At 56.7% G+C, this 12,402-nt stretch carries 11 protein-coding genes; 4 read left to right on the top strand and 7 right to left on the bottom strand.

Translation table 11 applies throughout. The features are described 5' to 3' along the window. The first annotated feature begins 39 nt into the window (after positions 1-39). Entirely contained in the window at positions 40-1,956 is a 1,917-nt protein-coding gene (locus PH7735_RS11635; protein WP_082645225.1) for a sensor histidine kinase, read from the top strand. A gap of 58 nt (positions 1,957-2,014) precedes the next feature. Here the strand turns inward: PH7735_RS11635 and PH7735_RS11640 are convergent, their stop codons facing one another. From PH7735_RS11640 to cysG, 6 genes are all read right to left on the bottom strand, one after another. After that, a complete protein-coding gene (locus PH7735_RS11640) occupies positions 2,015-2,872 on the bottom strand; it encodes a ferredoxin--NADP reductase (protein ID WP_058311542.1) in 858 nt (285 codons plus the stop codon). Between the two features lie 101 nt (positions 2,873-2,973). Then, on the bottom strand, positions 2,974-3,393 hold the full coding sequence (locus PH7735_RS11645) for a DUF934 domain-containing protein (RefSeq protein WP_058311543.1): 420 nt from the start codon (positions 3,391-3,393) through the stop codon (positions 2,974-2,976). Further along, a complete protein-coding gene (locus tag PH7735_RS11650) occupies positions 3,390-4,151 on the bottom strand; it encodes a phosphoadenylyl-sulfate reductase (protein ID WP_058311544.1) in 762 nt (253 codons plus the stop codon). Before PH7735_RS11650 ends, PH7735_RS11645 begins: the two co-directional genes overlap by 4 nt. Further along, positions 4,141-5,808, bottom strand: coding sequence for a nitrite/sulfite reductase (locus tag PH7735_RS11655; RefSeq protein ID WP_058311545.1), 1,668 nt, complete (start codon positions 5,806-5,808; stop codon positions 4,141-4,143). The genes PH7735_RS11650 and PH7735_RS11655 overlap by 11 nt, the downstream gene beginning before the upstream one ends. Before the next feature lie 29 nt (positions 5,809-5,837). Next, entirely contained in the window at positions 5,838-6,137 is a 300-nt protein-coding gene (locus PH7735_RS11660; RefSeq protein ID WP_058311546.1) for a DUF2849 domain-containing protein, read from the bottom strand. Then, positions 6,137-7,525 (bottom strand): siroheme synthase CysG, encoded by a 1,389-nt coding sequence (cysG, locus tag PH7735_RS11665; protein WP_058311547.1) that lies wholly within the window; start codon positions 7,523-7,525, stop codon positions 6,137-6,139. The genes PH7735_RS11660 and cysG overlap by 1 nt, the downstream gene beginning before the upstream one ends. A 142-nt stretch (positions 7,526-7,667) precedes the next feature. Between cysG and PH7735_RS11670 the strand changes: the two genes are divergently transcribed. Next, entirely contained in the window at positions 7,668-8,141 is a 474-nt protein-coding gene (locus tag PH7735_RS11670) for an Lrp/AsnC family transcriptional regulator (protein ID WP_058311548.1), read from the top strand. A 41-nt stretch (positions 8,142-8,182) separates the two neighbouring features. Here the strand turns inward: PH7735_RS11670 and PH7735_RS11675 are convergent, their stop codons facing one another. Then, positions 8,183-9,364, bottom strand: coding sequence for a cytochrome P450 (locus PH7735_RS11675; RefSeq protein WP_058311849.1), 1,182 nt, complete (start codon positions 9,362-9,364; stop codon positions 8,183-8,185). Between the two features lie 60 nt (positions 9,365-9,424). On the opposite strand from PH7735_RS11675, the gene PH7735_RS11680 reads away from it, so the two are divergent. Continuing rightward, positions 9,425-11,176 carry a sensor histidine kinase gene (locus tag PH7735_RS11680; RefSeq protein WP_058311549.1) on the top strand — a complete coding sequence of 584 codons (1,752 nt, stop codon included), beginning with the start codon at positions 9,425-9,427 and terminating at the stop codon, positions 11,174-11,176. Then, positions 11,173-12,402 carry a sigma-54-dependent transcriptional regulator gene (locus PH7735_RS11685; RefSeq protein WP_058311550.1) on the top strand — a complete coding sequence of 410 codons (1,230 nt, stop codon included), beginning with the start codon at positions 11,173-11,175 and terminating at the stop codon, positions 12,400-12,402. Before PH7735_RS11680 ends, PH7735_RS11685 begins: the two co-directional genes overlap by 4 nt.

Below are 12,402 nucleotides of genomic sequence, written 5' to 3' on the forward strand. Positions count from 1 at the left end.
AGAGATTTCAATTTTCGCAGACTTTATGGAGCCTGGACAATGGCCGATCAGAATGCTTCACGACCGATGTTTACATGGGGGCGCTCTAAGCGCCTCGGGGGCTTGCTTGCCCAAGCACAGGATGGTTCTGGACGGTCTCGCTTTGCACCGACTTTGAGAGGCGTCATTTTTTCGATGATGATGCTGGTTGCCGTTGTTCCCATTGTCGGGTTTTACACTTGGGTTGAACGCAACTCCTATCAAAGAGAATTGAACGCGGTTCACGAAAGCCATTTGCTGATTGCGAAAAACCTGTCTTCCGCATTGTCGCGATACGCCAAGGACGCAAAATCTGTGTTCGCCCTTGCGGTGAGCAACATGCAAGACGCTGACATGACAGACGAATTTGGTCTGGCACTGTCTAAATTTCACATCTGTCACATCGTTATTCTGGATGCAGACGGACAAGAAGTCTCGCGCATGAATGGAGACAATGACCATCCCGGAGAACTGCCAACTCCATCACTGTTGAAAGAGCTTGTTCAAACGGCGCAGGCCGCAGATGGAGAGATTGTGATCTCGGGTATTCGCCACCACCACGACGAGCCGCATTTCTTTATCTTGCAAGCTCTGGCAGGTGGACAAGTTGCTGTGGCGCCTCTTAGCCCAGCCTATGTCGTTGAACTGCAAAAATCCATTGCCTTCGGGGAACGCGGCCATTCGATGATGGTGGATCAGGATGGATTGGTCGTCGCGCACCCGAACGCCGAATGGCAACGAATTTCAAAAGACGCCAAAAAACTGTCGGTTGTTCAGGCGATGATCGGCGGCGGCACAGGCGTAATGCAGTTTTATTCACCGCCGATGCAGGCTGATATGATTGCAGGATACACTTTTGTTCCCGAAACGGGGTGGGGCGTGATGGTGCCGCAGCCTTTGAGCGAATTGGCAGACAAGGCAAACGAGTCTCGCACCGCTGCGATTGCCATCGCCGTGATGCAGTTTTCGCTGGCCGTATTGATAAGCCTTTGGCTGTCGTCATGGTTGACGAAACCGATCCGCAAGATTTCCGAAGGATCGACACGTCTGGCCCAGGGGGATCTGGATTCTCGTGTCGGTGAATTGCCAGACATGACCCCTTATGAAATTGTACGTACAGCAGAAGCCTTTGACGCAATGGGCGATGGTATCAAGATGATGACCGTGCGCCTCAAGGACGCGCTTCAAGAGGCCGAGCGAATTTCCGGAGAGCGTGCGCGGCTGCTTGAGGCGGCAGAGCGAGCCAGCGAAGTAAAGTCCCAGTTCGTCTCGATGGTCAGCCATGAATTGCGCACGCCGTTGACGTCCATCAAGGGATCGCTTGAACTTATGAACGTGCAGGCCAAGGGCCAGTTGGCACCCGAAGTGGCAACGCTTCTTGAAATTGCCATCCGGAACGGTCGGCGCCTCGCGGTTTTGATTGATGATCTGCTGGATCTGGAACAGCTTGATGCGCACAAGTTGAACTTTTCGTTCGAGCAGATTGAAATGGGGGATCTCGTGCAAGAGGCTGTGACGACACACGCCGGATACGCAACTTTGGCCGGAGTTCATCTGCATTTTACGCCACCGGAAACGGCAGTGAAGGTCGAGGCCGATTACAGTCGCCTTATGCAGGTGATGGCCAACCTGTTATCCAACGCGTCCAAATTTTCGCAAAGCGGCGATGATGTGTATGTATCGGTCAGTACCGAACAGGGCAAAGCGGTCATTCGCGTCGAAGATCACGGTATGGGCATCCCCGAAGGCACCGGAGACAGCATTTTTGAAGCGTTCACACAGCTGGATTCCTCGGATCGTCGGGTCGTTGGCGGCAGTGGTCTGGGGTTGAACATCTCGCGCACGATCGTCGAACGCCACAAAGGTACTTTGACCTATGAAAGCGTTCTGGGCGAAGGCACGACCTTTATCGTGACCTTGCCGCTTGAACAAAGTTGACCCAACAAAAAAGCCGCCCCGAGAGGGGCGGCTTTGCCAAAAGAACGCTTGTTCTCTGTTAGTCCAGGAATGCTTTTTCGACCACGTATTGCGCGGGCTTTGAATTGGCACCTTCTTCAAGGCCTGCCGCTTCCAGCATATCCTTAAGCTCGAGATTGAACGCGAGGTTGCCGCAAATCATGGCGCGGTCATTTTGGGGGCAAAGTGGTTCAACACCCAAATCCTTATACGCTTCGCCAGAATTGATCAGATCGGTGATCCGGCCCATTTTAGCGCTCTCTTCACGCGTGGTGGTCGGGTAGTATTTGATCTTCTTCCAGAAGCCTTCACCGATCACTTCGTTCAGAAGTTCGTCTTCTTTCAGCGACTCGATGATTTCACGACCATAGGTCAGCTCACCCGCTTCGCGGCAAGTGTGCGTAATGATGATCTCGTCATAGTCTTCATAAGTCTGTGGTTCGCGCAGCAATGACGCAAACGGCGCAAATCCAGTGCCGGTGGCAAAGAACCAAAGGCGTTTGCCCGGGATCAACGCATCATGCACGAGGGTGCCCACAGGTTTGGGGCGCAGGATGATTTCATCGCCGACCTTGATGTGCTGCAGCTTTGATGTCAGTGGGCCGTCCTGCACCTTGATCGAGTAAAACTCAAGCTCTTCCTCCCAAGACGGGGATGCAATCGAATAGGCACGCAGAAGCGGTTTTTGCTTGCCGGTTTTAGGATCGGGATCGCCCATTAGGCCAATCATCACAAATTCACCAGACCGGAACCGCAGCGTCGCAGGGCGGCTGCACTTAAACGAGAACAGGCGGTCAGTGTAATGTTTGACCTCGGTCACGGTTTGCGCGTCGGGCAGGGTGGGCACTTTGGGTACGGCGGTTGCTTGGGCGTCGGTCACGGGTTTTTGCTCGGTCATATGGTTTTAGGCGGAAAATCTCCGCCCCTCACTAGCAGTTCGTTGAGGTTTTTAAAGATGTATCTGGCTTATCGCTTTGATCTGGCGCAAATCACGCTGCGTTAAACAGCGGCAGCGCCACGCATGCGGGCCTGATAATCATGAGATTGCCAATCGGCACGGAACAGCCAGTCTTTTTCGGGCTGACGCGATGCCAGATCGTCGCTGATTTCGACTTCGTCAAAGCCACAGCGGCGTGCCATGGCGTATTGATCCGAGATCACATGACCTTTGGCGCGCAGCCGACCGTTGTATCCGGCAAGACGCAGTTGGCGGGCGATGGTAAAGCCCCGCCCATCAGCGAACGATGGAAAATCGACGCGGATCATGGTCACGCCGTCAAGTTGCGTCAGCAAAACAGCCGGATCCGTGTCCGAGGCTACATCAAGAGATGTGGTTCCGGCAGCGGCGTCGTCCAGCGCAGTGAACCCGGCGTCCCAAGTTTCCGGGCCAAAGCCCGTATCGGTCACGAGTACAGTCATGAGGTCTCTCCTATACGCACCATTTTGCCGTCGACAAAATGAATGCCACATTCTTCTTTGTTCTGATCGCGCCAGCGGCCGGCGCGGGGATCTTCGCCTTCCTTCACGGGGCTGGTGCAAGGGGCACACCCGATCGAAGGATAGCCTTTGGCCACCAATGGATGGCGGGGCAGGCGGTTTTCTACCATATAGGCCTGCACGTCTTCAGGGTTCCAATGGGCCAAAGGGTTAACCTTGATCCGTCCTGTGCCGTCCTCGACCTCGAAAAAATCAAGAGCGGCGCGTGTGCCGGACTGAAACCGTTTGCGGCCCGTGATCCAGCCGTCATAGCCCCCCAAAGCGCGTTGCAACGGGATCGTCTTGCGCAACATGCAGCAGGCATCCGTATCGCGCAGACGCAATGCACCAAGCGGGTCGTCCCGCTTGATGTCTTCGTCATCCGCTTTGATGACCTTGACGTTGCGCAGACCCAGCCGTTCGGCGACCTCGGCCTGATAGGCCAAGGTTTCCGGAAACAGCATCTGCGTGTCGACGAACAAGACCGGCGTGTCCTTGTCCGCAATCGCGGCAAGGTGCAGCAAAACCACGGACTCGGCCCCAAAGCTGGACACCAGAGCGATCTCGCCACCGTCTTTCAGCGCGCCACGGAACACATCCGTCGCACTGTGATGGCGGTAACGCGCATTCAGGTCCTCGACCTTTTCGCTGAGGGCGCGTCGATCCGCCCCCAACTCGGTCTGGATTTCATCAAGCGGCATGGGCCTGTGCCTCGGGATAGAGCCACGCTTTGAACGGGGCGAGGCCCAGACGGCGATAGGCTTCGAGGAAGGTTTCCTCTGGGCCCTGACGCATCTCGAGGTAGCCTTGGATCAGACGTTCGATGGCGGGAACGATCTCGTCATAGGCAAAACCCGGACCAGCACGTTCGCCAATGGCGGCGCTGTCGGTGGCGTCGCCACCCAACGTGATCTGATAGTTTTCGACACCAGCACGGTCGAGACCAAGAATTCCGATGTGTCCAACATGGTGGTGGCCACAGGCGTTGATGCAACCTGAAATCTTGATCTGCAGATGACCAATGTCATGCTCGAGTTTCAGCTCGTCAAAACGCGTCGCAATCTGCTGGGCGACAGGGATCGAACGGGCCGTTGCCAGCGCGCAATAATCCATACCGGGGCAGGCGATGATGTCCGAAACGAGACCGATGTTCGCGGTATGCAGGTCCACATCACGCAGCGCCGCATAGACCGCTGGCAGGTCCGATTTATGGACATGCGGCAGGATCACGTTCTGTTCGTGGCTGATGCGCAATTCGTCGTGGCCATAGGTTTTGGCAATCTCGGCCAAGGCACGCATCTGTTCCGCAGAGGCATCACCCGGGGTGGCCCCGTGTTTCTTGATCGAAACAGTTACGATCGCATAGCCCGAAGCGCGGTGCTCGGCCAGGTTTGTATCAACCCAGCTGCGGAACAGGGGATCCGCATCATATGCAGCATCAAAGGCATCGGTTGGCACGTTGCGGAACGAAGGCGCCGCAAAATGGGTTTTGATCTCTTCGAACAACTCTTGGTCAAACCCGGTAAAGGTTGGACGGATCTGAGCGAACCGCGCATCAACACGGGCACGGATATCTTCGAGACCATGCTCGTGAACCGTGATCTTGATGCGGGCTTTGTATTTGTTGTCGCGGCGTCCAATCTGGTTCCAGACCGAAACCGTGGCTTCGATGAAGGGAAGCAGGTCTTCGCGTGGCAGGAAGTCATGCAGAACTTTGCCGATCATAGGCGTACGGCCAAGGCCACCGCCAACCAGCACCTGATAGCCCACAGCACCGGCGTCGTTCTTTACAACACGCACGGCAAGATCGTGCGCCTTCAGAACGGCACGGTCTTTGGCACCGGCAGCCACGGCAATTTTGAATTTGCGGCCCATGAACTGGAATTCCGGGTGGTCGGTCGACCACTGGCGGATCAGCTCGGCAATGGGGCGCGGGTCTTCGATTTCGTCAGCGGCTGCACCGGCAAAGTGGTCGGCGGTCACGTTGCGGATCGTATTGCCCGACGTCTGGATGGCATGCATCTCGACCTTGGCCAGTGCGTCCAGCATGTCAGGAATATCCGACAGTTTGGGCCAGTTGTACTGGATGTTCTGGCGCGTGGTGAAGTGGCCATACCCTTTGTCCCACTTCTCGGCCAAGAGGGCGAGCGTATCCATCTGGGCGCTGTTCAACGTGCCATAAGGGATCGCAACCCGCAGCATGTAGGCATGCAATTGCAGGTAAACACCGTTCATCAGACGCAGAGGCTTGAATTCGTCTTCAGTCAGCGCTCCGGAAACACGGCGTTCAACCTGTGCACGGAACTGGCGGTTGCGCTCAGCCAAGAAAGCGCTGTCAAAGTCGTTATACTGATACATGGGTCATGGACCTTTCTGGGTGGGCTGACTTACAGCTCTGCCTGTTTTCCGTGGAAATAGTTCGAGGGGCCTGTGCGGCGGAACTCTTCGCGAAAATGCGTTGGTTCCGGGCCGTTTTCCCCGGCTTTGGCATCTGCCAAATAGGCGCCAACCACTTCGCTTGCCTGTTGCTGTGCATCAAGCAGACGCAGTTGGGCGTGGGCCTCATCGGTCAGAAACTCTGCTTCTGACAACTGGCGGGACCATGTGTCGTCAGAGGTGTAATAGATCACGTCACCTTCGATCAGGGCGTTGGCAGTGATCACTTTAGGTGTAAAGGCACGGGGCATCAGGCGAGTTCCTGTTCAAGTGGGTTTGTCTGGGTGGCGGATGCGATACGGGGGGAAAGGCCAAGCAACGTAAGTGCAGGGCCGGGGAAGTTCGCATCCGCCAAATCAGCGGGGAGGGAGTGAAGCGTAGTGTTCAAAACCCGCTGATTCTTTCGTGAAACGTTTTCAATAACCGTCACCGGAGTGTCGGGGCGGGCGCCATGCATCAGCAGGCGACCTTGAATGAACCGGGCCGCTTTTTTGCCCATGTAGATCGCGGCGACTTCGCCGGAACGCGCCAGTTGACGCCAGTCGTGGTCGGCAAAGCCTTCCATGTCATGGCCTGTCAAAAAGCGAACCGATCCGTTGCGACCGCGGCGCGTGAGGCTTTGGCCGATTGCGGCGACCGAGGCAGACGCCGCAGTGATGCCGGGAACGATATTCCAGCTGACACCGGCGGCATCACAGGCTTCGATCTCTTCGTCCAGACGGCCAAATACTGTTGAATCGCCGGATTTGAGGCGCACAACCTGTGCACCCGACTGAGCGTGTTCAACGATCAGCGCATCAATGACAGATTGCGGTGTCGAGGGGCCAAAGCCCTCTTTGCCAACATTCACCATGACGGCTTCGCGGCGGGCCAGTTCCAGAATGTCGGCACTGACCAAACGGTCATAGATCACGACGTCGGCTTCATCCAATGCCTTGCGGGCCTTGAGGGTCAGCAGTTCCGGATCACCGGGACCAGCGCCGACAAAGGCGACATGGCCGTCACGGTTTTCTGTTTGCAGGTGCTGGGCCAGCAAAGTCTCAAGCGCCAGCTGTGCTTCGCCCTGTTCCGCAATCCGCGGGCCAGCACCAAGATAATAGTCCGACCAGAAGTCGCGACGACGCCGCCCCATAGGCAGCGCATCAGCCGCGCTGCGGAACGCTTTGCCGACGCGGGCCAAAAGCCCGAGACGGGGCGACAGGCGTTCTTCGAGTTCCGCCTTGAGTGCGCGGGCCAACACAGGTGCCGCGCCTTCGGTGCCAATGGCGATGGTGACAGGATCACGGTCAACGATCGCTGGCGTGATGAAGGCACTGTCAGCAAGGTTGTCGACGACATTGATCAACACATCCGCCGCGCGCGCAATTTGCGCAGTTCTGGCGTCTTTGTTCGTGTCTTCATCGGCGGCATAGATTAGGACAGCCCCGGACGCGTCTTCTGCTTCGATGTCGCGACGGTGCAGGATAAGCTTGGACTCGTCTGCCCAGCTTTCGATTTTGGCGTCAGGAAAGGTTGTGAACACTTCAATCTGCGCTTCGGTTTTCAGCAGCAAGCGCAGCTTCGCCAAGGCGGCTTCGCCACCTCCGGCGAGCAGAATACGTTGTCCGCTCACGGACAGGTATACGGGAAAATGTTTCATGGCTTTACTGAATCCACTGTGATTTCAGTTGCAATATAGGAAATTATTCCATATTTGCGCTAGGTATCTAAGGAAATAGGGACGTTTGTTTCGTTTGCCGAGGCCGGTGACATGAATGTTCTGAGAAAAAGGAGAATTTGGAATGGCTTTTCGGGTCGACGAGATGGATCGGAAAATCCTTGAGGAGTTACAACGTGACTCTTCACAGTCTCTTGACGAGATTGCCAAGCGGGTCGGGTCATCCAAGACGCCTGTTTGGAATCGAATCCGCAAATTGCGCGAGGCGGGGATCATCAAACAGCAGACTGTTTTGCTGGACGCCGAGGCCCTTGGTTTCGAAGCGTGTTTCTTTGTCCTGATCCGCACCAGCGAACATGACGCGGAATGGCAGGCCGCCTTTCTCAAAGCTTTGCAAGATCGCCCCGAAGTACAGGAAGCACATCGCCTGGCAGGAGATATCGACTATATTCTAAAGGTGCGTGTGACCAATGCGCGGGCCTATGACGTGTTTTATCAGGCCCTGATTTCCGAGGTGAAAGTGCACAATGTGACGGCGCTTTTGTCGATGGAGGAAATCAAGTCCACCAGCCGTCTTCCTCTCGTCGACAAGACATAAAGCGCGGGCCTTTCCACTTGGCTTTGCACCGGGTTGTCAGGTCAGGACGTGACTAGCAGCCGGTCAAGCCCGTGGAAGTGATAGAGGTTTGCATACTGTGGCGCTTCCGCCAGCGAAAGGTTGGGGCAGCGCTCAAACAGGATGGGCAAAGCAATCTGAAGTTCGAGCCGCGCCAAAGGTGCGCCGACACAAAAGTGCAACCCACCGCCAAAGGCCGCGTTTTTCAACGGTGCGCGGGTGGTATCGAAGGACTGCGCATCTTCATAGGCCAACGGATCGCGATTGGCCGCGCCCAAGAGCAAGGCAACCTGATCGCCACGTTTGAACTGATGGCCCGCGATTTCGACGGGTTCATATGCATGGCGCGTGAACATATGAAGCGGAGGGTCATACCGCAGAATTTCTTCGACGGTCCGGTCGATCCTGTCGGGTGCATAGGCTTCGATTGGCGTCTGATGCTCCAGTAGGGTTTTCACCCCATTGCCCAGCGAATGCACGGTTGCTTCGTGGCCGGCGTTTAGAAGCAGGATACAGGTTGTCACCAATTCATCGGTCGATAGCTTTTCGCCGTCTTCTTCGGCCGCAATCAGTTGCGTTAACAGATCATCAGAAGGGTTTGCCCGCCTTTGATCGATATAGCTGCGCACAAAGTCAGCAAATTCAGTCGAGGCCTGTGCCGCGCGGTCTTCAATCTCGCGGGTGCGGCGGGCCTGATACATGGCGACCATATCATTGGACCACAACAGCAGCTGTTCTCCCATGGCCTCGGGAAATCCCAGCAGCCGGCAAATGATCGCGACAGGAAGGGGGGCCGCATAGGCCGGAATCAGATCGAACGGCCCCTTGGGAAAGGCATCAATCAGGTCATGACAAAGCGCGTGAATGTCATCCCGCATGGCTTGAATCTGGCGTGTGGTGAAGGCCCGCAAGACCAAAGAACGCAGCCGCGTGTGTCGCGGTGGCTCAAGCTCCAGCATCGAATGGGCTTCGATGGTATAAAACGGATCAAGATGCGCCGCATGCGGTTGTGCCAGCTCGGCAGGTACCTCGCGCCCAAAGCGGCGATCTTTGAAAAGAGCCTGCACCAGATCCTGCGAGAGGGCGGCGGGCATGCCGTATTCTTTCCACCAAACCAGCGGTCCGTGAGGGCGCGCCTCTTCGTAAAAGGCATAAGGGTTCTGCACAAAGGCGGGATCGGTCGGGGATTGGCGCATTGATTTCATGACCGCCATTTTTAGCAACCTGCTGGCCAAGGCAAGGGGGGGATTGTTAGTCTGACCCTCATGAGCACCTGGGTTCGACATAGAGTTGCGATTCTGCTGTTGTTTTTTGTTGCGCTGACGGTCGTAGCAGGCAGCGTCTGGCGCATAAGTTACGGTCAGGCGTTGGATCAGCTGGCCGAACGGGGCGAGTCCGATCTGGCGCTGGCAGCTGACCGGTTGACGGCGCAATTGCAGCGGTATCAGGAACTTGCGGTTCTCATGGCGTCTCATCCGGCTTTGGCCGGGGCGCTGGACGGAACGGTGCCCACAGCCGAAGCGCGCATCCTGCTGCAAGACGCAGCGGACAAGACGACGGCGCTGAACCTGAGCTATGCCGACGTGCGTGGCAACATTGTTGTGACGGCCTTTCCCGAAAAGGCGTCTTCCATGGAAAGCAGACCCTATTTTGAACGCGCGTTGCACGGGGCATTGGGGACCTATCATGGGGTGGATGAAAATGGCCGCCGCATCTTTTTCTTTTCCTCGCCCAGCTTCGGACCGGATGGCCGGGTCAGTGGTGTTCTGACCGTAAGCGTCGATATCACAACGGTGGAAGAGAACTGGCGTGGTGACGGCCCTGCCGTGTTTTTTGTGGATGAGGACGGATTGGTGTTCATCACCAACAGGTCCGAATTGATGTTCTGGCATCGCAAAGGACAGGACAAGGGTTTGATCCCACCGACGGGGCCCGCGCCTCCGTTCAATTCATACGAGCGGGCGGGACTTGAGCTTTGGAGACTGGATTGGGGGCCTTATCTTCCGACACGCGGATTGCACCTGATCAAGCCTTTGCCCGTGATTTCCATGACCGCCGAGGCCGTGATCGACGAAGCTCCGGCCCGACAGTTGGCAAGCCTGCAAGCGGCTGTGGTGGCCGCTCTGATCTTTGCCTTTGGTGTGTTTCTGTATCAGGCGACACAGCGCCGCCGCGTTCTGGCCGAGGCCAACGCCGTGTTGGAAGAACGCGTGGCCCTCAGAACCCGTGCCTTGTCGGAAACCAACGTGCAATTGCGCCGCGAGATCACAGAACGCCAAGATGCCGAAGCCGCGCTGAAACAGGCACAGGCCGATTTGGTACAGGCAGGCAAACTCAGTGCGCTGGGCCAGATGTCAGCAGGCATCAGCCACGAATTGAACCAGCCGTTGATGGCGATCCAACAGTTTTCCGAGAACGGAGAGTTGTTCCTTGAGCGTGGCAAAGTCGAAACTGCGGCAGATAACCTGTCGAAAATATCCGCGCTGTCAAAACGTATGGCGCGCATCATTCGTAACTTGAGGGCCTTTGCGCGCAACGAAAATGAACCCATGGGGCGGGTTGATATCCTGAGCGTTGTCGAGGCAGCACTCGAGTTGACCGAACCGCGTCTGAGACAGGACCGGATCACGCTGGATTGGGAGACGCCCGGTGGCGCAATCTGGGTACGTGGGGGCGAGGTGAGGCTTGGACAAGTTCTGGTAAACCTGATTACCAATGCGGCGGATGCCATGGCCGAAAGTGATCCTCGTGTCATCAAGATCAGGGTCACACGCGGCGATCGCGTTGCCATTTCGGTCGCTGACAGCGGTCCCGGAATTCACGAGCCCGAAAAGATCTTTGATCCTTTTTTCACCACAAAAGCAGTTGGCAGTTCAGAAGGTATGGGGCTGGGGCTTTCCATTTCTTATGGTCTGGTTCAAAGCTTTGGAGGACAAATCCGGGGCGTGAATGCGCCAGAAGGCGGCGCCGTCTTCACTGTAGAGCTGGATGACTGGAGCGAGGAACGGGCAGCATGACGCGCAGAGTCTTATTGGTTGATGATGATATTGCCGTCCGCGAGGCGCTGGGCCAGACATTGGAACTGGCAGATCTGGACGCGTTGACGGCCGGATCATTTGTCGAGGCTAAGGATCAGATTACCCCCGATTTCGAGGGGATCATCGTGTCCGACATCCGCATGCCCGGGCGTGATGGCTTTCATCTTTTGTCCTATGCCCGCGAAATGGATGCGGACCTGCCTGTTATCCTGCTGACGGGCGAAGGGGACATCCCGATGGCGGTGTCCGCGATGGGCAAGGGCGCGTTTGATTTTCTGGAAAAACCCTGTGCCCCGAAAGAGTTGATTGCCGTGATCGAGCGGGCGTTGAAAACCCGTGCGCTGGTGCTGGAAAACCGCCGTCTCAAGGCGCAACTGGAAACCGGTGACCCCGCAGCGCGGATGTTGTTTGGTACGTCCGGTTTGGCAGAAGACCTGCGATCCAGAGTGCGCAGCGTGGCCCGCACGCGCGCCGAAGTCTTGGTAAGCGGTTTGCCCGGCGTCGGAATTTCCAAGGTGGCCGAGGTCGTGCACCTGTGTTCGCCGCTCAGCAAAGGCCCCTTTGGAAAACACGCCGCTGTCGGGATGGACAGCACCAGATTTGCCGAGGCGGCCCATAACGCGACAGGCGGGAGCCTGTTTCTGGACGAAATAACAACCATGCCCATGGAGACCCAGTTCGCGCTTTTGGCGTTGATGGAACAGGGGGATCATCCACGGATGATTTTCGGAAGCACCGCAGACCTCGCACGGGCTGTTGAGCAGGGGCTGCTGCATGCGGATCTGTTTTACCGGCTTGATGCAATGCAGGTGCGCATCCCGTCTCTGGCGGAACGGCCAGAGGATATTCCCGTCCTGTTTCGTCAATATGTGGCTCAGGCCGCTGAACAATCGGGCATCAAGCCGCCTGAAATCCATTCGGAGTTGTTGGCAGATCTGATGGCACGTGACTGGCCCGGAAATGCCCGCGCCTTGATGAGTGTCGCGATGCGGTTTGTCTTGGGGCTTCAGGATGGTGATGCCCAAGAGGTCGCCACACTCGGATTGGCCGAGCAGATGGCGCAGGTTGAGCGGTCCTTGCTGCAAGAGGCCCTGCGCCGTGCAGAGGGACGCGCATCAGCAGCGGCCAAGGCGCTCAAACTGCCGCGCAAAACCTTTTATGACAAGCTGGCAAAACACGGCGTCAAACCGGAAGATTTCCGGTAA

This window comes from Shimia thalassica, from assembly GCF_001458215.1.
GTDB classification, from domain to species: Bacteria; Pseudomonadota; Alphaproteobacteria; order Rhodobacterales; family Rhodobacteraceae; genus Shimia; species Shimia thalassica.